Source organism: Martinezella calliandrae, assembly GCF_030272695.1.
In the GTDB taxonomy this organism is placed as follows: domain Bacteria; phylum Pseudomonadota; class Alphaproteobacteria; order Rhizobiales; family Rhizobiaceae; genus Rhizobium; species Rhizobium calliandrae.
Map to the genome: position 1 here is coordinate 20,989 of NZ_JARFYN010000053.1, position 24,772 is coordinate 45,760.

Here is a 24,772-nt window from a genome sequence, read left to right on the forward strand (position 1 = left end):
AAACTGTTCTAGACGCGAGGTTGCGTGACAGATAAGAGGGGGGTCGATTGATGTCAACGGGATTTGGCCGATACACAAAGGCCACATTCTCTTGCTGAAGGCTTTTCCTGCCGGATTCACAGCTGTTGAGCCGGTCGAGACCACCGAAAGGTTATTCTATGTTGAGCTACAACAAACTTGCTGCGATTGCGGTCGCAACATTCGTCACCTTGCAGGCACCGGTTTTTGCCGCTGACGCCAAAGACCCCGTTGTCGCCAAGGTCGGCGATGTCGAAATCCACCAGTCCGAGCTTGATCTCGCGATCGCCAACCTCGACCCGCAGCTTGGCCAGCTTCCGGACGAGCAGAAGAAGGTCGCAGCACTTTCGGCTTCGATCGACGTCAAGCTTCTCGCCAAGAGCGCGGCTGCGGAAAAGCTCGATCAGACACCCGACTTCCAATCGCACATGGCGTACCTGCGCGACCGTGAGTTGCACAACGCCTATTTCAAGGCACATGTTGCAGATACGATCGCCGACGGTGAAGTCAAGGCCCGCTACGACAAGGAAGTTGCAGCCCTGCCGAAGCAAGAAGAAGTCCATGCCCGCCACATCCTTGTGAAGACCGAGGATGAAGCCAAGGACATCATCAAGCAACTTGACGCCGGCAAGGATTTTGCCGAACTCGCCAAGGAAAAGTCGACCGACCCGAACAAGGCGGATGGCGGTGACCTCGGCTATTTCGCCCGCGGCCGCATGGTCAAGGAATTCGAAGACGCAGCCTTCGCGCTGCCGGTCGGTACCTACACCAAGACCCCTGTGAAGTCGGATTTCGGCTGGCACGTCATCAAGGTCGAAGACAAGCGCGACGCTCCGCCGCCGCCGTTTGACCAGGTGAAGGATCAGGTTCGTCAGCTCGTCATGCGCGACAAGTATCTTGATCTCCTGAACAAGGCCAAGCAGGAGTCGAAGGTCGTCATCAACGACCCGGCACTGAGTAAGGCCTATGCGGATGCGCAGAAGCAGCAGGATCAGGCGCCGGCCGACGACATGGCCGCGCCTGAAGCCCAGCCGCAGCAGTAAGCCATAGCAGTTAAAACCATCAGGGCCCGGTTTTTCCGGGCCCTTCACTATCAGGTGGCCTCATGTCCGGTTCCGTTTCTCCGCTCGCTCCCAAATCCTTCGTGTCCATGCCGGCTTTGCGCGGCGTGCGCATGACCACGGCATCCGCCGGTATCAAATACAAGAACCGGACCGACGTCCTGCTTATGGTCTTCGACAAGCCGGCCGCCGTCGCGGGTGTCTTCACCCGCTCGAAGTGTCCATCGGCTCCCGTCGATTTCTGCCGGTCCAACCTGCCGCATGGCAGCGCCCGTGCCGTCGTCGTCAATTCCGGCAATGCCAATGCCTTCACCGGCCTCAAGGGTCGTCAGGCGACCGAGCTCACCGCCAAGTCGGCGGCCGCCGCGGTCGGCTGCGGCGAGAATGAAGTTTATCTCGCCTCGACCGGTGTCATCGGCGAGCCCCTGGATGCGACCAAGTTCGCCGGCGTGCTCAATACCATGGCGCAGGACGCGACCAGCGATTTCTGGTTCGAAGCCGCCAAGGCAATCATGACCACGGACACCTATCCGAAGGTCGCGACCCGCAGCGCCGAGATCGGCGGGGTCAAGGTCACGATCAACGGCATCGCCAAGGGCGCCGGCATGATCGCGCCTGACATGGCGACCATGCTCTCTTTCGTCGTTACTGATGCGGACATTTCTTCTGCTACCCTACAAACGCTACTCTCCGAAGGTGTCGGCCCGAGTTTCAATTCGATGACGGTCGATAGCGACACGTCGACGTCTGACACGCTGATGCTCTTTGCTACCGGTGCTGCGGCTGCCGATGGCCAGGTTCGCGTCGAACAGGCCGACGATCCCAAGCTCGCTACTTTCCGCACGGCACTGAACGAGCTCCTGAAGGATCTCGCCATCCAGGTGGTCCGCGACGGCGAAGGCGCCACCAAGATGCTTGAGATCACCGTCACCGGCGCCGAGAATGACGCCGCCGCCAAGCGCATCGCGCTTTCGATCGCCAATTCGCCGCTGGTCAAAACAGCTGCTGCCGGCGAGGACGCCAATTGGGGCCGCATTGTCATGGCTGTCGGCAAGGCGGGCGAACTGGCCGATCGCGACAAGCTTGCGATCTGGTTCGGCGATGTCCGCGTCGCCGTCAATGGCGAACGCGACGCCTCCTACTCCGAGGAAGCAGCCACCAATGTGATGAAGCAGCAGGATATTCCTGTGAAGGTCGACCTCGGTCTCGGCAAAGGCCGGGCGACGGTCTGGACCTGCGACCTCACCAAGGAATATGTTGCCATCAATGGCGACTACCGGAGCTGATATCCCGCCGATGCATGCGCAGTCCACGATGAATAAGCTGCCTTTGGTCCGCAGGCTGGAAGCGGTCGGCTTTCGGGCATGGCCTGCCTCGTCCGTGCAGTATGACGGCAGTTGGCAGGTACGGTTGACGGCGGGCCATCCGTCGAAGCGGTTGAACTGTGTCGTGCCGCTCGATCCCTCCGACCACCGCGACCTGGAAATCAGGCTGGAGAAGGCCCAGCGCAAGTTCGAAGCCTACGGTCGGCCGATGGTGGTGCGCGAAACGCCGTTGGCCTCGCCGATGCTGGTCGATATTTTGCAGCGCCAGGGCTGGGGACGGTTCGACGAAAACATTGTCATGACCGCCGATCTCGTCGATCTCGAATTGCCGGATGCGTTGGATCACTTGCCGAGCCATGATGTCGGCCGCTATGTCGATGCCAGCCTGTTGGTGGACGGGGCCGATCCGATCTTGAAACCGGCGCTTGCCGAAGTGGTGAGCGGCATCAAGCCGCCATCGGGTCTTTTTGTCATCGAAAACGACGAGGCCGGGCCGGTGGCCACGACGCTCTGCGTGCAGGACAACGATCTGGCCGGCATTATGTCGGTCTCGGTCGCGGCACAGCATCGCCGAAAAGGATTGGCGATCGAGATATTGACGTCGGCATTGCGTTGGGCGCGTATGCGAAGCGCAAGAACCGCTTGGCTTCAGGTCGGCGCGTTCAATGAACCGGCGCTGGCGCTCTACGCCCGCTTCGGTTTCCACGAGGCCTATCGTTATTGCTATTGGCGTTTACCGGGTGAGGCATGAGCGTAGGCGACCGTAAGATCATTCTCGTCGCCGCCTGTGCGCTCATCGATACCGATGGCCGCATCCTTCTGGCACAGCGCCCGGAAGGCAAATCGCTTGCCGGCCTCTGGGAGTTTCCTGGCGGCAAGGTCGAGCCCGGCGAGACGCCTGAAGAGACTTTGGTGCGCGAGCTTCAGGAAGAGCTTGGAATCCAGACAAAAATTCCCTGCCTCGCGCCGCTGACCTTTGCCAGCCATACCTACGAGACCTTCCATTTGTTGATGCCACTTTATGTATGCCGACGCTACGAGGGCATTGCACATGGCCGCGAGGGCCAGGCGATCAAGTGGGTGCGGCCGCAGGGGCTGCGTGACTACCCGATGCCGCCAGCTGACGAGCCGCTGATCCCGTTCCTGCAGGATCTGCTTTAAGCATTCTGATCCATGTCACCAAGCGTTTTGGCGAGGGCAAACCTAATGCGAAGTGCTATCTCAAATTAAGGCAGCAAAAGCGCTGCGCAGGCGCCCGAAGGGGCAAGTATCTGGCAAGCGGCGCAATATCTCACGTGTCACGGCATCGTTACCGCAACCTCCGCTTTTGGCGGCTCTATCAGCCGAACATGGTTAATCGCAATTAATCGACTGATATCAATCTGTTAGCGTTGGTCAAGCTCTGTTCTATGAATCGACGCATCTCTAATTTACATGTGGATATTAAGGGATCGTTTATGACCTTCTGGCATTGAATAATCTCAATCAAGCGATTGGTGTGTGCGTTTAAGAAGGCTTGACACTATGGACGACGATTTCTGGAAAGCTGTTCAGGAAAAAGAGCAGTCCTATTCCTCGTCGCGCAAGACGGGCGCGCTGAATATCGCCTTGCTGTTCGGAACAGCGGCGGTTGCGCTTTCGCTTATCCTGACGCCAATGCTTTCCGACAAATCCAAGTCCAGCGTGCTTGCGAGCGCGCCTGATCTCGACAACATCACCACCGGCACTATCCCGCAGATCGAAAACGGCAAGCGTTACACCATTCGCCGCAGCGTGCTGCAGCAGGAGCCGGGCTCGATTTGTATCGTCCAAGGTTACGGCGCCGACAGCGGCTGCTGACCGTTATACTGGTAAGGCTTATTGGGTGCATTAAGGCGCCGGATATGCTCATTTTCAGATGGTAGGAGCTTGAAGCGTATGCGTTCCGCACGGCGATTTTTTCGCGACAAGACCGGCGCCACGGTCATCGAATATGGCCTGATCGCCGCGCTAGTGTCCGTAGCGATCATCAGCGGTGTCGGTGCCTTCGGTGGCAGCCTGTCGGCGATGTTCAATCACGTCTCCAATACGGTCAATGAATCGCCGGTATTCAATTAGCGTGGCCCGCCCAGGTGAGCGAACCGGTGCCAGCCGTTCACTGTTTCAGCTTGTGCTCCTCGACTTTCAGCGCATCGGCGAGCCGCGCCTTGGCCGAGCCTGGCCGTAACGGTTGCTGCTGGCTTTCGTGCTGCGTCCAGCCGGACGCGTAGATGATCGAGAAGGTCGCCCTTATTCTGCCGTCGGGATCGGAATAGCGTTCAGCGTAGAGCTCTGCAGCGCGCAGGAAGAAGGCGCGAGTCAGCGGCTTGCGGCTGCGGTCGGCCAGCGGATTGGTCATGCCCATGGCGCGCAGGTCGCGCATCAGCGCAAAAAGATTGTCGTAGCGCACAATATAGGACTCGGCGTCGATTACCGGCAGGGTAAACCCCGCACGCTGCAGCAGACCGCCGACGTCGCGAACATCGGCAAAGGGAATGACACGCGGGCTGGCGCCGCCGGTGAGCTCGATCTCGGTCGCGAGCAGCACGTCGCGCAACTCTTGTAGGGTGCCGGAGCCCGGGATTGCGGCCAGAAACAGGCCATCGGCTTTCAGCGCCCGGCGCACCTGGATGAAGACGCCGGGCGTGTCGTTGGTGACATGCAGGCCAAGCGGCGACAGGATGAGATTGACAGACTCCGGTTTAAGCGGCAGCTCCTCTAACGGAGCTTTGGTCAGATCCTCGCCGGCCGCGGCAAAACCGCTCTCGCTTTCGATGCGCCGGATTTGGCCGATTTTGCCGGTCGCGAAGGCTTCACGCGCGGCAATCCCGGTCGCGCCATGCAGTTCGACCGCCTCATCGAAATGACGTTCGATCACGGTAAGCCGTTCGGCCAATTCGCGGCCGGCGATCTCCAGAAGGAAAGCCGCTTTCTGATCTCCTTGAGCGAGCGCGCGGCGCCTGCGAGCGGCGAGCAGAGATTGGTCGAAAACGATTTCCATGGCGGCTTCCTGCGATCATGAATGTCTTTGGCCCGGCGTTGCGCGTGCCTACTTTTCCCTTCGCAAAGGCGCCAGGAAAAAGCTAGTGTCAACCATATGGGGATGATGGGACGCGAAATCACGGTGTCGATGCTGCGGGCCGGCTCGATAAAGCCGTGGTCGGCGCTGGCCGATCTCATCTATCAGCCGGCTTGCGCCGGCCGCGGCGTTTCGACGGGCGCACATCGCAGCCTTTGCCTCGCCTGCCTGTCCGGCATCATTGAGCGGCGCCATTGCGAGGCGCTGGGCAGTCCGTTTTCCCATGATCTCGGCCGAGGCGATCGCCGATGCGCCGCGTTCGACCGGCTGCGCTCGGCCGCAATTCACGACGGCGTCGTCCGTGATCTCGTGCTCGGATCGGAATATCGCGACCGCACCGATCTGGCGCCGATGATGCCAGGCTGGATGCTGCGCGCCAGCGACGGCACGATCGCTGGTTGCGATGCCATCATTCCGGTGCCGCTGCATCGGGCGCGGCTGTTGTTAGGCAAATATCACCGGTCGGCGGAGCTTGCTCGTCATCTGGCTCGCCGTGATGCTGTTGCGCACGAAGCGGACGAGCCACCCGGTCGGTCTCGGCGCGAGGGCGCCAGGACAACGTGCGTCGTGCATTTGTCATCGCAGAAGGTGGTCGCGCCGGCAATGTCTTTGGCCGTCGAGTCGTGCCGATCGTTGACGCCAACGCGATCGTCGCGACGGTTGCCGCAGCGACGCGGCTCTTGAAAAAAGCCGGCGCGACGGATGTGACGGTTTTAACCTTTGCAAGGGCTGTCGGTGATCTTATATGACAGTAAAACTGTCTTTTTTGGAGTGGATCATGGCATCCGTTGTCATCTATACGCGTGAATTCTGCGGCTATTGCGCCCGGGCGAAATCCCTGCTCGACTCCAAGGGCGTCGAGTATGTCGAGCACAATGCCACCTATTCGCCCGCGCTGCGCCAGGAGATGATTTCCAAGGCTAAGGGTCGTTCGACCTTCCCGCAGATTTTCATCAACGGCGAACATGTCGGCGGATGTGACGATATTCATGCGCTCGACCGGGCCGGCAAGCTCGATACGCTGCTTGCTGCCTGAGCCGAATTAAACGGGAGAGAACAATGACCTTCAAGGCCGCCGCCATTCAGATGTGCTCCGGTGTCGATCCGGTGAAGAATGCCGCCGATATGGTGCGGCTGGTCCGCGAGGCGGCGGCAAAGGGCGCCGTCTATGTGCAGACGCCGGAAATGACCGGCGCAGTGCAGAAGGATCGGGCGGGTCTGCGCGCCGTGCTGCGCGACGAGCCTAATGACATCATCGTCAAGACAGCCGCGCAGCTCGCTCAGGAACTCGGCATCCACATGCATGTCGGCTCGACGGCGATCGCGCTCGACGACGGCAAGATCGCCAATCGCGGCTTCCTCTTTGGTCCCGACGGCAAGCTCATCAACCGCTACGACAAGATCCATATGTTCGACGTCGATCTCGACAATGGCGAGAGCTGGCGCGAAAGCGCCGTCTACCGGCCTGGGTCAGAAGCGCGGATTGCCTCGCTGCCCTTCGCGGAGTTCGGATTCTCCATTTGCTACGACGTCCGCTTTCCGCAGCTCTTCCGCGCCCAGGCCGTCGCCGGCGCCGAGGTGATGACGGTGCCCGCCGCCTTCACCAGGCAGACGGGCGAGGCACATTGGGAAATCCTGCTTAGGGCGCGCGCCATCGAAAACGGCATCTTCGTCGTTGCCGCCGCTCAGGCCGGCTTGCATGAGGATGGCCGCGAGACCTTCGGCCATTCGATGATCATCGATCCCTGGGGCAAAGTTTTGGCATCGGCCGGTGGCACCGGCGAAGCGGTTGTCATCGCCGAGATCGATGTTGCCGCTGTCAAAACCGCTCACGACAAGATCCCCAACCTTAAGAATGCGCGCGAGTTTTCATTGGAGAAGATCGCGACGCCGGCGGCTGGAGGCGTCGCTGCTTGATCCGTTATTCGCTGAGATGTGACAATGCCCATGAGTTCGAGGGCTGGTTTTCGGAAAGCGCCGATTTCGACCGTCAGGTCGCAAGCGGTTTCCTGACTTGCCCCGTCTGCAATTCGAGTGCGATTTCCAAACTTCTGATGGCACCGTCGGTTTCTACCGCGCGCAAGAAGGAGGAACTGCAGACGCTTGCCATGGACACCGCGCGCAAGGAGGCATTGAGCAAGCTCAAGGAAGCCGTCGACGCCATCAAGGCCAATGCCGAGGACGTGGGAACGAAATTTCCGGAAGAGGCCCGCAAGATCCACTATGGCGAGGCGGATGCAAGGGGCATCATCGGCAAGGCCACGCCGGACGAGGCGCAGGCGTTGGTCGAAGAAGGCATCGAGATCGCTGCTATCCCAGTATTGCCGGACGACGTCAACTGATGCCGCAGCGCGGCAAATATCTCGCAATCTATAATTTCGGGCTGCATGTAGGGCCCTATGACAGCCCTGCGGTCGAGGGATTTCGCCTGCGGGAAGCGGCAAATTTCGAGGCTGCCGCTCGCGGCCATGGCTTCATCGGCCGCTCCGGCTACGACGGTGAGGCGGGACCGGCATGCTGGGGCAAGCAAGTATTCCCGCGCTTCATCCAAGGGAGTGGCTTTGCGACGGCGCCATCTTCGCTATCGCTCTGGGCCGATATCGAATCCCTGATGGCTTTCACCTACGGTGGTGTCCATTCAGATGCACTGAAGCATGCGCGGCGGTGGAACGTCAAACCACGCTGGCCGGCGTTGGTTCTGTGGTGGGTGGATGCCGATGTCATTCCGGAATGGATGGGGTCGAGCGGCTGGAGAGGCTTGACGACGAGGGACCGAGCGCGGCCGCCTTTTCATTCAAGCAGCCCTATGCTGCTAACGGTCATCCCGCGACGATCGATCGCGGCAGGGTGAAGGAGATCGCGGCAAAAAATGCCAAGTGCCAGGGCGATTTGCTGGCGCATGTCCTGGCGCTAAAAGCTCAGCGCCAAAGCCCGGCCACCGACGACAAGACGATTTCACCCCGCCCGCTTCGCCAGAAGCATATAGTTCACATCCATATCCTTCGACAGATTCCATCGGTCCTGTAGCGGCGAATAGAAGACGCCTGTGCGGGCGATAATGTCTAGGCCATTTGCGGCGAGCGGCTTTTCTATCTCTTCCGGGCGGACAAGCTTTTCATATTGATGCGTCCCGCGCGGCAGCCAGCGCAGAACATTTTCGGCGGCGAAGATGGCAAGTGCGGCCGCCTTCATAGTCCGATTGATGGTGGCGATGAACATCAGGCCGCCGGGACGGACCATCTTGGCGCAGGTCGAGAGGAAAAACTCGACATCGGCCACATGCTCTACCACTTCCATATTGAGCACGATATCGAAAGTCTCGCTGGCCTCCGCCAGTTGCTCGGCGGTGACGGCGCGGTAGTCGACAGGAACGCCGGAGGCTTTCGCATGCGTCGAGGCGATGCCGATGTTCTTTTCGGAAGGATCGGCGCCAATGACCGAGGCGCCCATGCGCGCCACTGGCTCCGACAGCAATCCGCCGCCGCAACCGATATCGAGCACGCGCAGGCCTTCTAGTGGCCGTGCGCTCTTCGGGTCGCGGCCGAAATTCTCGCAGGCCCGGTCGCGGATATAGGCGAGCCGCACCGGATTGAACTTATGCAGCGGCTTGAATTTGCCGGTCGGGCTCCACCATTCCGCAGCCATTGCGGAAAAGCGATCCACTTCGCTCTGGTCGATCGTGCTTTTCGCCGCTTCGGTCATGGTCTCGCTCCTTGGTCTACGCCGTATCGCCCGCCTGGCAATTGTGTAGGTGACGGCCTGTAGACGTGAAGTCGGACGATCGGAAGCCGATGTCAAGAGTCCCGCTGCCTCGGTGGCCTGCGGCGGTTATTCTCAGTGCGCCGGGCCGGCATTCGGCGCCGGTTCCAATTTTCATTGTGCGCGATGTTTTCGGCCGCGCTTCACATTATTCAGGACATCTCCCAACGAGGCGAGGAGGAGCGCCACCGCACCACAAAGGAAGATGATGCTGTAGTTTTCACCGGTCTGGATGAAGAGATAGGAATAGCCGTAGCCGCCGAGCGCCTGGAAGAGAGCGAAAGCCGACGTTGCTCGGCTCCAGGCGGCGCGCTGGTCAATGTGGCTATGGGGCAGGATCTCCTGGATGCGGCCGAGCGCCAGCGGTACGATGCCTGGCGTAGAGATGCCGAGCAGCACCGTGGCGAGGCCGATCAGCCAAGGATTGCCGGACGCGGCTAGAATGGCGTCCGCGACCGCCTGCACTAGCAGTGTGCCGCGATAGGCAGACGCGAAACCGATGCGATCGGCGGCATAGCCGGTCAGAACCGGACCAGTGATGGCGGCAACGCCATAGACCACCCAGAAGGCTGCACCGACGTCGGCGCCGCGGCCGAGACCACGGGCGACGTAGTCGACCAGCAGCACCATGGCGGGCACGAGGCCGAGGGCATTGGCAGCATACTGGCCATAGAGGATGCGCAGCGACCATTCGCTCTTGGCTGCCGGATGTTGGTGGGTCGCAGCGTGCGTCGCCGGCTGGGGTGGATTGGTCGCCGGCCAACCAGACCAACTGACAGCAGCCAGGACGAGCGACAGGGCGCCGAGGCCGATCCAGGTTTCACGAAGACCCAGGCGCAGCAGCGCCGGCACCAGGGTTCCGGAGGCCGCGATGCCGAGACCAAGGCCGAGGAAAATCATGCCGCTGACAAAGCCGCGACGGGCGACCGGGATATGAGGCAGGATGCTGGTGGCCACCAACACCATGATGGCGCCGCCAGCAAGACCGGAAAGGAAGCGCCAGACAAAGAACCATGTGACGGAGACCGGGAAGGCGCAGGCGAAGAAGGCAGCGGTGGCGGCGACCATCAGCAGGCGCAGCGCCTGACGGTTGCCGAGACCTGCGGCCAGCGGCCGCCCAAGCAGCGCGCCGGCGAGATATCCGGCAAAATTTGCGGCACCCAATGTCACCGCGTCGCCGGCCGAAAACCAATGCGCGCTAATGAGCGGTGGGATCAGCGGCGTATAGGCGAAGCGGGCGAGGCCGATGGCGACGAAGCTGCCGCAGAGACCGGCGATAGTGGCATGCCAGGCGGCGGCACTGAGGGGCGCGGGCTCGGCAACGGAATGAGACGAGTTCGTATGGCGTAACGGAGCGGACATGGCACGATACTTCTCTGTTCGGAGCGGGCGTGCCGCCGCCGGTTCGATGTTTCGGGAAGAGAGGAACTTTCTGACGGAGACTTATCCGTCCGGGTTGCTGTCGGGCAGCGGCCAAGGCAAGGTCAGCATGGCCATTACCGGCCGCACGATGCCATTCATCAATTCGCGCTCGGGGCGGACGCGGACAAGAACGCGCAAGCCGAATTGTACCGAGAGCAGCAATCTGGCGATGTCCTCCGGCGGCTGGTTTGCAGGAATTTCACCGCTTGCCTGCGCGGCGGCGACGGATCGAAGGAAAAAGGCTTCGATCTCGGCCGTCTCGTCGGCGACGATACCAAGCATTTCCGGATCTTCGGAACGCGCCTCCAAGGCCGTGTTGACCAGCAGGCAGCCGCGATGTTCGGCATCTGCGAGAGAACGTTCGACGACCTCGTGAAAATAGCCGACAATGGTAAGGCCCGGCGAATAGGTTGCTTCCATTCGCGCGATGCGGGAATGCAGGTTCCGATCGAGATAATGCTTCAGCGCCTTCAGATAGAGGCCGCGCTTGTCACCAAACGCGTTGTAGAGGCTCGCATGCGTCAGCCCCATGCGGTCGGTTAGGTCTCGGGTTGAGGTTGCTTCGTAGCCTCTCGACCAGAAAATCTCTCCCGCTGCTTCCAAAACGCTCTCCTCATCGAATTGCCGGGGTCTTGCCATGGAAGTTCTTGCTCAGCCTGCTCAACGTTGAATATGCGCCGATTATAGAGCGTTTGCTCTAAAATATGATATAGAGCATGTGCTCTAAAATGGCAAGCCCATTGACGCCCCTAGGAAAGAAGGCTGGGGCGAGCCATCCGACATTGTGGCGGTCCAGGCCAATTAAATCATCATGGCTGTCAAATATGCTTTTAACTCCAAGGTTATTGTGGCCATCCAGTTAGGAGGAGACACTCCATGCGGTCAATGTTTCGTTCGGCTGTCGTTGTCATGTCTTGCCTCGCGGCGGGCACCGCGATTGCTGGCGACGGCAAGGGATTTCGCCTGACGATCGATGGCGTCGAAGTGGGTATCAATCCTGGTGATATGCTGGATGTGACCACAAAGGACGGACGCAAGCTTTCGGTGGAACTTCAGCGCAGCGACACGGTCACATTCGCTGGAGATAAATTTTCCTTCGACCATGACGGCCGGTTCACGGTCGCAAAAAGCGATCTGAACAGCGGCGTCACGCAATTTGCTTCGATCACGCCAATAGGCACTGGTGTCATCGTGCAGCAATATAAGGGTCTCAACCCGTCCAGCATCACAGATTTCGTCCTGCAGCAGATGGTTCAGGAAAGCATCGACGGCGGCGCCAAGATGACGAAGGAAACCACGCAGCGGATGCTCGCTGGCGGCAATGTGTTGAAGGGTGTCAAGGCGGAGACGGCGACGGCCAACGATGTCATGGATTATGAAATCGCGGCGATCGGCCGTCCTGATGGCGGCGTTCTTGTCGCCACTTTCATCAACAAAGAAAACGTTGCCAAGGAAGGCGCCATCCTCGACAAGCTGTGGTCGAGCCTGAAGGTGGATTACTAGGACAGTCCTGGCCATCCCCCTGCCGTCGCCGTCGGCTCGGGCGCTTCCGCGCCTGACGCGTAGCCGGTCTTGTGCTATTGCGCCTGCCAGCCAAACTCGCTAAGAGACGCCCCCATTGACATTAGGCTTTTCCGGGTATTGCGCCGGAAGGGCGATTTTGCATGCCGGGCTCAAAGCGTTTCGGCCGCCCGGCGCTGGTACTGGTAGAGGCACATGGCACGCATCGTGATGAAATTCGGCGGAACCTCCGTCGCGGATCTGGACCGTATCAAGAATGTCGCCCGCCATGTAAAACGCGAGGTCGACGCCGGCCATGAGGTCGCAGTCGTCGTTTCCGCCATGTCCGGCAAGACCAACGAACTGGTTGGCTGGGTGCAGAACACGCCCAAGGTCGCCGGCGCCGATCACTCGATTTATGATGCCCGTGAATACGACGCCGTCGTCGCTTCCGGCGAGCAGGTGACCTCGGGGTTATTGGCGATCGCACTGCAGGCAATGGGTATCAACGCCCGCTCGTGGCAGGGGTGGCAGATCCCGATCAGAACCGACAACGCCCACGGCGCGGCGCGCATTCTCGAGATCGACGGCAGCGAGATGATCCGCCGCATGCAAGAGGGCCAGGTGGCCGTTATCGCCGGCTTCCAGGGCCTTGGCCCCGACAACCGGGTCTCGACGCTCGGTCGTGGTGGCTCCGATACGTCTGCGGTGGCGATCGCCGCGGCCGTGAAGGCTGATCGCTGCGATATCTATACCGATGTCGACGGCGTCTACACGACCGATCCGCGCATCGAGCCGAAGGCGCGGCGTCTGAAGAAGATCGCTTTCGAAGAAATGCTGGAAATGGCCTCGCTCGGCGCCAAGGTGCTGCAGGTGCGTTCGGTCGAGCTGGCCATGGTCTTTAAGGTTCGCACTTTCGTGCGCTCCTCTTTCGAAGATCCCGATGCTCCGGGCATGGGCGATCTGTTGAACCCGCCCGGAACGCTGATTTGTGACGAGGAAGAAATCGTGGAACAGGAAGTAGTCACCGGCATTGCTTATGCCAAGGATGAAGCCCAGATCTCGCTGCGCCGTCTTGCCGACCGGCCGGGCGTCTCCGCCGCGATTTTCGGGCCTCTCGCCGAAAGCCACATCAACGTCGACATGATCGTCCAGAACATTTCCGAAGACGGCTCCAAGACCGACATGACCTTCACGGTTCCTTCGGGCGATGTCGAAAAGGCGCTGCGCGTTCTCGGCGAAAACAAGGAAAAGATCGGCTACGACGTCATCCAAAACGAATCAGGCCTCGTCAAAGTCTCGGTCATCGGCATCGGCATGCGTTCGCACGCTGGCGTTGCTGCGACCGCTTTCCGGGCACTTGCCGAAAAAGGCATCAACATCAAGGCCATTACGACGTCAGAAATCAAGATTTCCATCCTGATTGACGGTCCTTATGCAGAACTGGCAGTCAGGACTTTGCATTCCTGCTACGGTCTGGATAAGAGTTGATTCAGGACTGCTGACGACGAACCGCGACGGAGGTGCGTTTCGGCCAGCCCTGAAGTGGGCGACACTGGCACAATATCTTGATTTCGGGAGCTAGAGACGCAATGAGAGACCTATCCGGCGGTCCACGCGTTCTGCTCAAGCGGCTGCGCGAACTCATGGCGGAGCCGCTGGAGCCGCAAGAGCGTCTTGACCGGATCGTTCGCCAGATCGCAAGCAACATGGTCGCAGAAGTCTGTTCGGTCTACGTGTTACGCGCTGATGGCGTTCTCGAACTCTACGCCACCGAAGGTCTGAAAAAAGAAGCCGTCCACTTGTCCCAACTGAAGATGGGCCAGGGCCTGGTCGGCACGATCGCCGCTTCCGCTCAACCGCTCAATCTCTCCGATGCGCAGTCGCATCCCGCCTTCCGCTACCTACCGGAAACCGGTGAAGAGGTCTATCACTCCTTCCTCGGCGTGCCGATCCTGCGCACGGGTCGGTCGCTCGGCGTTCTCGTCGTACAGAATAAGGCGAGCCGCAACTATCGTGAAGAAGAGCTCGAGGCGCTCGAAACGACGGCGATGGTGCTGGCCGAGATGATCGCAACCGGCGAGCTGAAGAAGATTACCAAGCCGGGCCTCGAACTCGATCTGACCCGTTCGGTCACCATCGACGGCGACAGCTATAACGAAGGCATCGGCCTTGGCTATGTCGTGCTGCATGAGCCGCGCATCGTCGTCACCAATCTCCTGAACGAAGATACCGAGAAGGAAATCCGCCGGCTGGCAGATGCACTCGGCTCTCTGCGCATCTCCATCGACGACATGCTGTCGCGCCGCGACGTCTCCATGGAAGGCGAGCATCGCGAGGTCCTAGAAACCTACCGCATGTTCGCGCACGATCAGGGCTGGGTGCGCAAGCTGGAAGAAGCTGTCCGCAACGGCCTGACCGCGGAAGCCGCGGTCGAAAAGGTGCAGAGCGACACCAAGGCGCGGATGATGCGCCTGACAGATCCATATCTGCGCGAGCGCATGCATGATTTCGAGGATCTGGCGAACCGGCTGCTCAGGCAGTTGATCGGCTATTCGGGTCGAACGACCGCCGAAGGTTTCCCGAGCGATGCGATCATTTTTGCGCGTGCCATGGGCGCCGCCGAATTGCTCGATTACCCCCGCGCCAATATTCGCGGCCTAGTGCTGGAAGAGGGGGCTGTCACTAGCCACGTCGTAATCGTCGCGCGCGCTATGGGTATTCCGGTGGTCGGTCAGGCCGCCGGGGTTGTGGCGCTCGCCGAAAACGGCGATCCCGTGATCATCGACGGCGATGGTGGCCATGTGCACCTGCGGCCGATGGCCGATCACCAGCGTTCCTATGAAGAAAAGGTGCGTTTCCGCGCCCGCCGGCAAGAGCAGTTCCGGGCTCTGCGTTCGGTCGAACCGGTCACCAAGGACGGGCAGCGAATTTCGCTGCTGATGAATGCCGGTCTGTTGGTCGATCTCCCGCAGCTTGCCGAATCCGGCGCGGAAGGCATAGGCCTGTTCCGCACCGAACTGCAATTCATGATCGCGTCGACCATGCCGAAGGCAGAGGAGCAGGAAGCCTTCTACCGCAATGTCATGAAGCAGGCGGGCGGCCGCGTCGTCACCTTCAGAACGCTTGATATCGGCGGCGACAAGGTCGTACCTTATTTCCGCGCTCATGAGGAAGAGAACCCGGCGCTCGGTTGGCGCGCCATTCGCCTGTCGCTCGATCGACCGGGCCTGCTGCGTACCCAGTTGCGCGCCATGCTGAAGGCAGCGGCGGAAGGCGAATTGAAGATGATGGTGCCGATGGTCACGGAGGTCTCCGAGATCGAAGCCGTGCGCGAACTCGTCCAGAAGGAAGTGCAGCATCTGTCGCGCTTCGGCCATAGCCTGCCGCGCAAGCTGCAGTTCGGCGCGATGCTGGAAGTGCCGGCGCTGCTGTGGCAGTTGGACGAGTTGATGGCGGCGGTCGATTTCGTCTCGGTCGGCTCCAACGATCTCTTCCAGTTTTCGATGGCGGTGGATCGCGGTAATGCCCGTGTCGCGGATCGTTTCGATCCACTCGGACGCCCGTTCCTGCGCATCCTTAGGCATATTGTGCGCGCCGGCGAGCGCAACAAGACGCCGGTGACGCTCTGCGGCGAACTTGCCGGCAAGACGATCTCGGCCATGGCACTGCTCGGTATCGGCTTCCGTTCGGTGTCGATGTCGCCAGCCGCAATCGGTCCGGTCAAGGCGATGCTGCTGGGTCTCGATCTCACGGCATTGTCCGAGGTCATGGAAGAAGCGCTGAATGACACGCATCCGAAAACCTCGATGCGCGATATCCTTGTCCGCTTCGCCGAGAGCCACAATATTCCATTATAGACCAGAACGAATAAGAAGAATTGGAGTGTGGGGTGGCGAATCTTCCCATTGAAAAAATGCGCGAACTGGAGCGCCGTTTCGGCGAGATCGAAGCGCGTATGTCGGCCGGTCCGTCGGCGGACGTCTATGTGAAGCTTGCTTCCGAATATTCCGAATTGCAGCCAGTCGTAACCAAGATCCGCGACTATGAAAAGGCCATCGCCGAGGCTGCGGACCTTGAGACCATGCTCACCGATAAGTCGGTCGACCGCGAGATGCGTGATCTTGCAGAGATGGAACTGCCGGAGGTCAAGGAGCGGATCGAGACGCTGGAAAAAGACATCCAGATCCTGCTGTTGCCGAAGGACGCTGCCGACGAAAAAAGCGCGATCCTAGAAATTCGCGCCGGCACCGGCGGTTCCGAAGCTGCGCTTTTCGCGGGCGACCTTTTCCGCATGTATGAACGCTTCGCGGCGAACAATGGTTGGAAGGTCGAAATCCTGTCGGCCAGCGAAGGCGAAGCAGGCGGCTACAAGGAAATCATTGCGACGATCAGCGGCAAGGGCGTGTTCTCGCGGCTCAAATTCGAATCCGGCGTGCATCGCGTGCAGCGGGTGCCGGAAACTGAGGCGGGTGGGCGCATCCACACCTCGGCGGCGACCGTCGCCGTGTTGCCGGAAGCCGAGGAGATCGATATCGAAATCCGCCCCGAGGATATCCGCATCGACACCATGCGCTCTTCCGGCGCCGGCGGCCAGCACGTCAACACCACGGACTCAGCAGTGCGCATCACCCATCTTCCCTCGGGCATCGTGGTGACCAGTTCGGAAAAGTCGCAGCATCAAAACCGCGCCAAGGCGATGCAGGTGTTGCGGTCGCGCCTCTTCGACATGGAGCGCCAGCGCGCCGACAGTGAACGGTCCGCCGACCGCAGGAGCCAGGTCGGCTCGGGCGACCGTTCCGAGCGCATCCGCACCTATAATTTCCCGCAGGGCCGGATCACCGACCACCGCATCAACCTCACTCTTTATAAGCTCGACCGGATGATGGAAGGCGAGATCGACGAAGTGGTCGATGCGCTTTTGGCCGACTATCAGGCGAGCCAACTCGCACAGCTTGGCGAACGGGCATGACCAGAGGGCAAGGGCCAACCGTCGCCGAACTATTCCAGGAGGTGCGTGCCCGCTTTGTCGAGGCTGATCTCGACGATCCCGCCGCCGAAGCGCGCATTCTCGTCGGCGGTCTTCTCAATCTTTCTTCGACGGAGCTCGTCACACGCGGCTCCGAAATGGTCGCCCTGGACCGCGTGGAAGCGGCCCGCGCGGCGGTGGTGCGGCGGCTCAATCACGAGCCGGTACATCGTATCCTCGGCGAACGGGAATTCTACGGCCTGCCGTTGAAGCTATCGCCGGCGACGCTGGAGCCGCGGCCCGATACGGAAATTTTGGTCGATACCGTACTTCCGCACGCGCGACGTCTTGCATTAGAGTTTGGGAATATCCATATACTTGACATCGGAACGGGAACTGGGGCGATTTGTCTCGCATTACTCCATCAATGCCCGCAGGCGACGGGTATCGGTTCGGATATTTCAAGCGAAGCTTTGGAAACGGCGCGGGCAAATGCAGCGCGCAATGGCTTGGCGGCGCGGTTCGATACCGTGCAGGGAAGTTGGTTTGAAGCCATCCACGAACGATTTCACGTGATTGTCTCAAATCCGCCCTATATTGAGTCCAATGTCATTTCCACTCTCGCTCCAGAAGTAAAGAATTTCGATCCTCCGGCAGCTCTCGACGGCGGCCTTGATGGGCTGGATGCATACAGGGCGATCGCAAAGGATGCGGCGCGATTTCTACACCGAGATGGTATTTTGGGGGTGGAGATCGGTTACAATCAGCGCAAGACGGTGACTTCGGTTTTTGAAGGAGCAGGATTTTTCCTAATCGAGGCTATTCGGGACTACGGCCACAATGACCGGGCTCTCGTGTTTAAACATCATCATTAACGCGACAATTTGCAGCAGGGTCATGGGACCCGTTGTTATCGCAAAGAAAAGGCTTGGATTTCCTGAGGAAGCGATATAGGTTGCGCTCACGCGTTGGGCGGCTGGGAATGGGCGAGAGGATTCGCCTCTCTTGGACAGCCTCGGGGATCCGCTCTTGTAAGAGTGTCAAAGGTTGAAGATAACCCAATGCGTGATCAGTTAATCTGACGTAGTCGAGCGGCAGACGGGCGCTTAAGGCGCAGTTTGCTTGCGGCACGCAGGCCTTGGCTCGGAGCTATCCGGCCATGGCGGCAGGTGCCGCGCATAATTTCATCCCAACGAAGAGAATTCAGGTGAAGGATCTATGAGGCCAGGACAGCAGAACAAGCGCGGTCGGGGGCGTGGTAACAACAACGGCGGCGGCGGCGGCGGAAATAACAATAACAATTTCAACCGCAAGGGCTCTAACCCGCTGACCAGGACTTACGACAGCTCCGGTCCCGATGTGAAAATCCGCGGAACCGCACAGCATATCGCCGAGAAATATTCGGCTCTTGCCCGTGATGCACAAAGCTCCGGCGACCGCGTGATGGCGGAAAACTATCTTCAGCACGCTGAACACTACAATCGGATCATCGCCAGCGCTCAGGCGCAGATGCAGGAGCGTTATCAGCGCGACGAGCATCATAGCTATAACGATCGCGACAACGCCGATCGTGACATGGACGATATCGATGCGAACGAGATGGACGATCAGCCGCCGATGGCTCCTCCTCCGGCGCGTGCGCATGCTGCTCCGGCCGTCGTCGCCCCTGCGCCCGAGCCAGAGGTTATCGATGGTACGGGCCCGCAGCCGGTGATCGAAGGCATCCCGGCCGAAGTGGCGATCGAGGAAGAAACGCCTGCGGCCGCTCCCGGCCAGCATGAGCGTCAGCCCCGCCGCCGCAACGCCGGCAACCGCCCCCGCCGCCAGCCGCGCCGCAGCGCCAATGGCGAAGCGCAGGACGAAGCTCCGGCGGGAGACGCCCCGGCGCTTGTCGAAGCCGCTTCGGAGTAACCTCTGTCAAAGATGACTGAGACAAATTACAGAATGCCCGGAGCCTGCGTTCCGGGCATTTTGCGTTCATAGCCTGGCGGCACCATTGTTCGAAAAGGGCGGCGCATAGCGTCACCTCGGCCAGGCCCGGGAGGAGCGAGCCTGCTTCACCGCCTGGCGATGGATCTTCTGCCATACGCCGCCGCTGACCACGCTGTGCCTTGACATGACGGCACGACTGGTATTTGCGGGAACGCGAACGCCGGAAGCTGCCCTACCCTCTGTTGACCGGCTCTGTCACTGAACGGATCGAGAGCGTCTCACGCGGTTTGATGTCTGGTGAGAGGCGCGCGGACGGGCACTGTTTTTCCCGCTTATCACCCTTTAAACTCTTCAAATCCGGTCCCATATTCTGACCAGTTGCTGCGCCGCAAATCTCACTAGGCGGTGGGCCGGCCTGCCTTTTCAGGGGGCTCAATCTCAGTCATCGGTCTGCGCCGGTCAGGGCAGGGCGATTCATGGAGGTCCGATAATGAATATTGAAAAATACTCCGAGCGGGTGCGAGGCTTTTTGCAATCCGCGCAAACCAACGCGCTGGCGCAGGGGCACCAGCAATTCACTCCCGAACATGTGCTGAAGGTGCTTCTCGACGACGATCAGGGCATGGCCGCGTCGTTGATCGAGCGCGCTGGTGGCGATGCCAAGGCCGCGCGTCTTGCCAATGACGCCGCACTTGCCAAACTGCCGAAAGTGTCGGGCGGCGATGGCCAGGTCTATCTCGCACAGCCGCTCGCCAAGGTGTTTACGACGGCCGAAGATGCTGCCAAGAAGGCCGGCGATAGTTTCGTCACCGTGGAGCGCCTATTGCAGGCCCTGGCGATAGAGTCTTCGGCATCGACGTCCGCCACGCTGAAGAAAGCCGGCGTGACGCCCGTCGGGCTCAATCAAGTCATCAACGACATCCGCAAGGGCCGTACCGCTGATTCCGCCAATGCGGAACAGGGCTTCGACTCCTTGAAGAAATATGCCCGCGACCTCACCGCCGAGGCCCGCGAAGGCAAGCTCGATCCGGTGATCGGCCGCGACGACGAAATCCGACGCACTATTCAGGTTCTGTCCCGCCGCACGAAGAACAATCCTGTGCTGATCGGCGAGCCCGGCGTCGGCAAGACGGCGATCGTCGAAGGTCTGGCGTTGCGTATCGTCAATGGCGACGTTCCGGAATCGCTGAAGGACAAGAAGCTCATGGCGCTCGACATGGGCGCCTTGATTGCCGGCGCGAAATTCCGTGGCGAGTTCGAGGAGCGGCTGAAGGCCGTGCTCAACGAAGTGCAGTCGGAAAATGGCGAGATCATCCTCTTCATCGACGAAATGCACACCTTGGTCGGCGCCGGCAAGGCCGATGGCGCCATGGATGCCTCGAACCTCTTGAAGCCCGCGCTTGCCCGCGGCGAGCTGCACTGCGTCGGCGCGACCACGCTCGACGAGTACCGCAAGCATGTCGAGAAGGATCCGGCGCTTGCCCGTCGTTTCCAGCCTGTCATGGTCGACGAGCCGACGGTCGAGGACACGATCTCGATCCTGCGTGGCCTGAAGGAAAAATACGAGCAACACCATAAAGTCCGCATCGCCGATGCCGCACTGGTCGCTGCCGCGACCTTGTCGAACCGCTACATCACAGACCGCTTCCTGCCGGATAAGGCCATCGATCTGATGGATGAAGCCGCTGCCCGGCTGCGCATGCAGGTGGACTCCAAGCCGGAAGAACTCGACGAACTCGATCGACGCATCATCCAGCTCAAGATCGAGCGCGAGGCGCTGAAGAAGGAAACCGACCAGTCCTCGGCCGACCGGCTGAAGCGGTTGGAGACCGATCTTACCGCACTGGAAGAGGAAGCCGATGCGCTGACCGCACGCTGGCAGGCCGAAAAGCAGAAGCTGGGCCTTGCTGCCGATCTGAAGAAAAAGCTCGACGAGGCACGCAACGAACTGGCGATCGCTCAGCGCAAAGGCGAATTCCAGCGCGCGGGCGAACTTGCTTACGGCGTGATCCCGAACTTGGAGAAGGAACTTCAGGCTGCCGAAGAGCAGGACGGCGGTCGTGATTCCATGGTGCAGGAAGTCGTCACCGCCGACAACATCGCCCATGTCGTTTCCCGTTGGACCGGGATACCCGTGGACAAGATGCTGGAAGGCGAACGCGACAAGCTGCTCAGGATGGAAGACGAACTGGCGAAGTGGGTGGTCGGACAGGGCGATGCCGTTCAGGCGGTGTCGCGTGCCGTTCGCCGCTCGCGGGCGGGCCTGCAGGATCCGAATCGCCCGATCGGCTCGTTCATTTTCCTCGGCCCGACCGGCGTCGGCAAGACGGAGCTCACCAAGGCGCTGGCCCGCTTCCTTTTCGATGACGAGACGGCCATGGTGCGCATGGACATGTCGGAATACATGGAGAAGCACTCCGTTGCCCGGCTGATCGGCGCCCCTCCCGGCTATGTCGGCTATGAGGAAGGCGGCGCGCTCACCGAATCCGTCCGCCGCCGACCTTATCAGGTCGTCTTGTTCGATGAGATCGAGAAGGCGCATCCGGACGTCTTCAACGTTCTGCTCCAGGTTCTGGACGACGGGCGCTTGACGGACGGCCAGGGCCGCACGGTCGATTTCCGCAATACCATGATCATCATGACCTCGAACCTCGGTGCCGAATACCTGACGCAGTTGAAGGAAGGAGACGACAGCGATCTGGTGCGCGAGCAGGTAATGGACGTCGTACGGGCGCACTTCCGGCCGGAATTCCTGAACCGCGTCGACGAGATCATCCTGTTCCATCGCCTGAAGCGCGAGGAGATGGGGGCGATCGTCACTATCCAGCTGGAACGGCTGTTGAAGCTGTTGTCGGAGCGCAAGATCACTCTCGATCTCGACGACGATGCCCGCAACTGGCTTGCCAACAAGGGTTACGATCCGGTCTATGGCGCAAGGCCGCTGAAGCGTGTGATCCAGAAATATGTTCAGGATCCGCTCGCCGAACAGATCCTCTCCGGTCAAGTGCCGGATGGATCTGTGGTCAAAGTTAACAGCGGCTCCGACCGGCTGCTGTTCCGCGCGCGCCAGCCCGTCAACGAAGCGGCATAAGCGATCGCTCCAAAGCATGAACTCATGAGATGGCGGCCCTCGGGTCGCCATTTTCGAGACCCGTGCCGCAGTCGCCTTGCAAGGCGGTTCTCTTCTGTGATGTTGCTGACGATGCCGATGCGGAGTTGATTGTCTTGCTTGGGCGCAGCGTCACCTAAAATTCCCGGTTGCCGTGGCAATGGCCGGCAAGTGGGACATCGATCAATCCTTGCTTGCGACCTGCTTCGATTTCTCGTCGCTCAGAAGGGTGTCGATGCGCTTGCGCTCGTCCTCGAATTTGGCGAGTGCCTCGCCGTCCAGCGACTTGCCGCCGGGCAGGCGGATGCGCAGGGGATCAACCTTGGTGCCATTGACGATCAGCTCGTAATGCAGGTGCGGCCCAGTTGCGAGACCGGTCGAGCCGATGAAGCCGATGACCTGGCCCTGCACGACCTTTGCACCCGGTATTATGCCTTTGACGATGGCGCTCTGATGGTTGTAGGAGGAGACATAGCCGTTGGCGTGGCGGATCAAAGTCTGGTTGCCGAAGCCGCCGGAATCCCAGCCGGCCTTTTCGACAATGCCATTGCCGGCGGCGATGATTGGGGTGCCGCGGGGTGCGGACCAATCGACTCCGGTATGCATACGCGCAAATCCGAGGATCGGGTGGCGGCGCATGCCGAAGCCGGATTTGAAGATACCGGTCGGGACCGGATTGCGCAGCAAGAATTGGCGGATGCTCTTGCCGTTTTCGTCGAAGTAATCGATCGAATGATCGTCCGGATCTTCGAAGCGATAGAAGCGGGTGACTGTGTCGCCGAATTTGGCGTTGACATAGAGCAGTTCGGAATCGGCAGTTGCCTGGCCGTTTTCGTCAGCGACGGAGAAGAAGGCTTCAATTGAATCCGTTGGCTTCAACTGCGCCTGGAAATCAACGTTGCTGGCGAGCAGCTTGATGATCTGAGCCACCATCTCTTTGGTCATGCCATAGGAAAGGGCGGCACGATAAACGCCGTCATAGACGCTCGGCAGGTCTCGGCCCGCGGCGACTGCCGGCGCGTCATTGTCGAATGCCGTTGTGATGGCGTCGAGCATCGGCGGCTCGCTGCCGGCGACGAAATCGCCGTGATCATTCTCGGCAACCGTCAGGACATGCTTGGTGCCGCGATAGATGCTGGCGCGAATAATCTTCGCCTGCTCGCCCTTCTGCAGTATTCCGATGCGCAGCACGCCGCCGGCGGAAAGCTCAGACGAGCCGTATAGAGGCACGATCTTCGCCGTAATGCTGTCGGCATCCGCTTTGAGATAGCCGGCATTGGCGAGTGCCGTCCCGATCGGCGTATCCTCGCGCACTGGAATGATGTCGTCGGCGAATTCCTCGGTCTGCGACGTGACCGCGTCGGGAGAGGACACCGACATGTTCTCTTCGACGATGCGGGCTGCAAGCCCTGCTGTCAGGTCGACATCGGTATCGTCGGTCGCGAAGCGGCGCGGATCGACGTAATAGAGGGCGGAAAGCTGGGTATTGTCATCAACCAGCACGGAGCCGTTGGAACGCACATTCGCCTCGACTTCATCGAGCGACATAGAGCCGGCGAGAGGGAAGGGCATATCCTTGGCGGGAAAGGGCACCGTCTTCAGGCTGACCTCGGATTCCACGTCGGAACCATAGATCGCGCCGGTGCGGTTGGCGGCCGGCGTAATGTTGTCGTCGGCGGAAAAAATCGCAAGCGGATCGAAGGCGGGATAGCTCTCGGTCGCAACGCGGTTGGTGGCGAGCGCGATCTTTACATGCGCGAAGGGCTGGCGGCGCACCACTTCCTTGTCGCCGTCACGCACCACGGTCGAGACTTCCAGGATATTCCGGTCGGAGGGCTTGGATGCGATCGCCGTGGGCACAAGGCGGCCGCCGCGGGTAACCTGATTTTCCGTGCTGTCATGGTTGCCACTGTCGGATGTCGCATAGGCTTCGGCCGGAATGGCGAGCTGCGGGCGTCCGTCGAGGGCGGCAAACAGTGCGACACCCATCAAGATGCTGGAGGTGATGCCGGTGAGGAACGTGCCCGAAAGCCAACGTAATGAAACTTCGCGTCGGTCCGGCGCTCGCCTGCCGTCGGCCAGGATTGGCGGCTCGTTGCCGAGCGATCGGAGCATCATTTTGTCCGTCATCATGCCAATCGAGATCCGGTTCCTTCATGCGAGCCGTGTAGCTGGGGCCGAAGATGTGCATATTTATGACGGGGGAGTCAAATCCTGCGCATTTCGCTTGTGGAGTGTCTGAACTCTAAAAATGCTCTTTTTTCGGCGGAGGTCGGCGATATCTGGTGTCGGCGGACGAGGGGTCAAGAGCCCATCCCTGTCATATTTTGCGACCTTCTGCGTGTGGGATGGAGCCGACGGCACGCGGTGATGGCGATGGCGGCGGATTTTGGCGCCTGATCCGCCCGATTTTGGAGGGCTTCACAAATATATCATAAGAATCAATCACTTGTATGTTTTTTATTTTTTTTCAAAATCGGCTGTTGACTATGCTCTGGGGGTGGGTCTATAAGCCCGATCACTGACGAGGGCGGCGGCGCTGCTGGCGACGAAGTCTCTCGCTCTTAAGTTTCCTGGATT

Annotated in this window: 21 protein-coding genes and 2 pseudogenes; 18 read left to right on the forward strand and 5 right to left on the reverse strand. The window is 60.3% G+C overall.

Features of this window, described 5'->3' with window-relative positions; genetic code table 11:
- The first annotated feature begins 158 nt into the window (after positions 1 to 158).
- The 6 genes from PY650_RS28640 to PY650_RS28665 all read left to right on the forward strand — a co-directional run bounded on the left by PY650_RS28640 (position 159) and on the right by PY650_RS28665 (position 4,501).
- Positions 159 to 1,061, forward strand: a complete 903-nt coding sequence (locus PY650_RS28640; RefSeq protein WP_285883093.1) for a peptidylprolyl isomerase — start codon at positions 159 to 161, stop codon at positions 1,059 to 1,061.
- A 62-nt stretch (positions 1,062 to 1,123) separates the two neighbouring features.
- Positions 1,124 to 2,365 (forward strand): bifunctional glutamate N-acetyltransferase/amino-acid acetyltransferase ArgJ, encoded by a 1,242-nt coding sequence (gene argJ / locus PY650_RS28645; RefSeq protein WP_285883095.1) that lies wholly within the window; start codon positions 1,124 to 1,126, stop codon positions 2,363 to 2,365.
- Positions 2,346 to 3,155 (forward strand): GNAT family N-acetyltransferase, encoded by an 810-nt coding sequence (locus PY650_RS28650; RefSeq protein WP_285883097.1) that lies wholly within the window; start codon positions 2,346 to 2,348, stop codon positions 3,153 to 3,155. The genes argJ and PY650_RS28650 overlap by 20 nt, the downstream gene beginning before the upstream one ends.
- On the forward strand, positions 3,152 to 3,565 hold the full coding sequence (gene mutT / locus PY650_RS28655) for an 8-oxo-dGTP diphosphatase MutT (protein ID WP_285883099.1): 414 nt from the start codon (positions 3,152 to 3,154) through the stop codon (positions 3,563 to 3,565). Before PY650_RS28650 ends, mutT begins: the two co-directional genes overlap by 4 nt.
- A gap of 363 nt (positions 3,566 to 3,928) precedes the next feature.
- Complete coding sequence (locus PY650_RS28660) at positions 3,929 to 4,243, forward strand: hypothetical protein (RefSeq protein ID WP_285883101.1); 315 nt, start codon at positions 3,929 to 3,931, stop codon at positions 4,241 to 4,243.
- Positions 4,244 to 4,321: 78 nt separating this feature from the next.
- A complete protein-coding gene (locus PY650_RS28665; protein ID WP_285883103.1) occupies positions 4,322 to 4,501 on the forward strand; it encodes a Flp family type IVb pilin in 180 nt (59 codons plus the stop codon).
- A 37-nt stretch (positions 4,502 to 4,538) separates the two neighbouring features.
- Here PY650_RS28665 and PY650_RS28670 read toward each other — a convergent pair whose 3' ends face one another.
- Entirely contained in the window at positions 4,539 to 5,423 is an 885-nt protein-coding gene (locus PY650_RS28670) for a methyltransferase domain-containing protein (protein ID WP_285883105.1), read from the reverse strand.
- Between the two features lie 96 nt (positions 5,424 to 5,519).
- Between PY650_RS28670 and PY650_RS28675 the strand changes: the two are divergent.
- From PY650_RS28675 to PY650_RS28695, 5 genes and pseudogenes are all read left to right on the forward strand, one after another.
- A pseudogene (locus PY650_RS28675) lies at positions 5,520 to 6,250 on the forward strand (ComF family protein).
- 29 nt (positions 6,251 to 6,279) lie between these two features.
- Positions 6,280 to 6,537 carry a glutaredoxin 3 gene (gene grxC / locus PY650_RS28680; RefSeq protein ID WP_285883107.1) on the forward strand — a complete coding sequence of 86 codons (258 nt, stop codon included), beginning with the start codon at positions 6,280 to 6,282 and terminating at the stop codon, positions 6,535 to 6,537.
- A gap of 23 nt (positions 6,538 to 6,560) precedes the next feature.
- Positions 6,561 to 7,418 carry a carbon-nitrogen hydrolase family protein gene (locus tag PY650_RS28685; protein ID WP_285883108.1) on the forward strand — a complete coding sequence of 286 codons (858 nt, stop codon included), beginning with the start codon at positions 6,561 to 6,563 and terminating at the stop codon, positions 7,416 to 7,418.
- Entirely contained in the window at positions 7,415 to 7,843 is a 429-nt protein-coding gene (locus tag PY650_RS28690) for a DUF1178 family protein (RefSeq protein WP_285883110.1), read from the forward strand. The genes PY650_RS28685 and PY650_RS28690 overlap by 4 nt, the downstream gene beginning before the upstream one ends.
- Positions 7,843 to 8,417, forward strand: a pseudogene (locus PY650_RS28695) (DUF3291 domain-containing protein); the annotation flags it as partial. The gene PY650_RS28690 and the pseudogene PY650_RS28695, both read left to right, overlap by 1 nt.
- 39 nt (positions 8,418 to 8,456) lie before the next feature.
- Here PY650_RS28695 and ubiG read toward each other — a convergent pair.
- From ubiG to PY650_RS28710, 3 genes are all read right to left on the reverse strand, one after another.
- Positions 8,457 to 9,203 (reverse strand): bifunctional 2-polyprenyl-6-hydroxyphenol methylase/3-demethylubiquinol 3-O-methyltransferase UbiG, encoded by a 747-nt coding sequence (ubiG, locus tag PY650_RS28700; RefSeq protein WP_285883112.1) that lies wholly within the window; start codon positions 9,201 to 9,203, stop codon positions 8,457 to 8,459.
- A gap of 171 nt (positions 9,204 to 9,374) precedes the next feature.
- Positions 9,375 to 10,622: a YbfB/YjiJ family MFS transporter gene (locus tag PY650_RS28705; protein ID WP_285883114.1), complete on the reverse strand. Its 1,248-nt coding sequence runs from the start codon at positions 10,620 to 10,622 to the stop codon at positions 9,375 to 9,377.
- Positions 10,623 to 10,703: 81 nt separating this feature from the next.
- Positions 10,704 to 11,321, reverse strand: a complete 618-nt coding sequence (locus tag PY650_RS28710) for a TetR/AcrR family transcriptional regulator (protein WP_285883116.1) — start codon at positions 11,319 to 11,321, stop codon at positions 10,704 to 10,706.
- A gap of 237 nt (positions 11,322 to 11,558) precedes the next feature.
- On the opposite strand from PY650_RS28710, the gene PY650_RS28715 reads away from it, so the two are divergent.
- The 7 genes from PY650_RS28715 (at position 11,559) to clpB (ending at position 22,174) form a co-directional block, all read left to right on the forward strand.
- Complete coding sequence (locus tag PY650_RS28715; protein WP_285883117.1) at positions 11,559 to 12,185, forward strand: hypothetical protein; 627 nt, start codon at positions 11,559 to 11,561, stop codon at positions 12,183 to 12,185.
- A gap of 213 nt (positions 12,186 to 12,398) precedes the next feature.
- The gene (locus PY650_RS28720; RefSeq protein ID WP_120705646.1) at positions 12,399 to 13,673 is read left to right on the forward strand and encodes an aspartate kinase; all 1,275 of its coding nucleotides are present in this window, start codon (positions 12,399 to 12,401) and stop codon (positions 13,671 to 13,673) included.
- Between the two features lie 101 nt (positions 13,674 to 13,774).
- A complete protein-coding gene (gene ptsP, locus PY650_RS28725) occupies positions 13,775 to 16,042 on the forward strand; it encodes a phosphoenolpyruvate--protein phosphotransferase (RefSeq protein ID WP_285883119.1) in 2,268 nt (755 codons plus the stop codon).
- 32 nt (positions 16,043 to 16,074) lie between these two features.
- Complete coding sequence (prfA, locus tag PY650_RS28730; protein WP_285883120.1) at positions 16,075 to 17,154, forward strand: peptide chain release factor 1; 1,080 nt, start codon at positions 16,075 to 16,077, stop codon at positions 17,152 to 17,154.
- Positions 17,151 to 18,026, forward strand: coding sequence for a peptide chain release factor N(5)-glutamine methyltransferase (gene prmC, locus PY650_RS28735; protein ID WP_285883123.1), 876 nt, complete (start codon positions 17,151 to 17,153; stop codon positions 18,024 to 18,026). Before prfA ends, prmC begins: the two co-directional genes overlap by 4 nt.
- A 343-nt stretch (positions 18,027 to 18,369) precedes the next feature.
- Positions 18,370 to 19,062, forward strand: coding sequence for a DUF4167 domain-containing protein (locus tag PY650_RS28740; RefSeq protein WP_285883125.1), 693 nt, complete (start codon positions 18,370 to 18,372; stop codon positions 19,060 to 19,062).
- A gap of 511 nt (positions 19,063 to 19,573) precedes the next feature.
- Entirely contained in the window at positions 19,574 to 22,174 is a 2,601-nt protein-coding gene (clpB, locus tag PY650_RS28745) for an ATP-dependent chaperone ClpB (RefSeq protein ID WP_285883127.1), read from the forward strand.
- 201 nt (positions 22,175 to 22,375) lie between these two features.
- Here clpB and PY650_RS28750 read toward each other — a convergent pair whose 3' ends face one another.
- Positions 22,376 to 24,325, reverse strand: a complete 1,950-nt coding sequence (locus PY650_RS28750) for a M23 family metallopeptidase (RefSeq protein ID WP_285883129.1) — start codon at positions 24,323 to 24,325, stop codon at positions 22,376 to 22,378.
- Between the last annotated feature and the right edge of the window lie 447 nt (positions 24,326 to 24,772).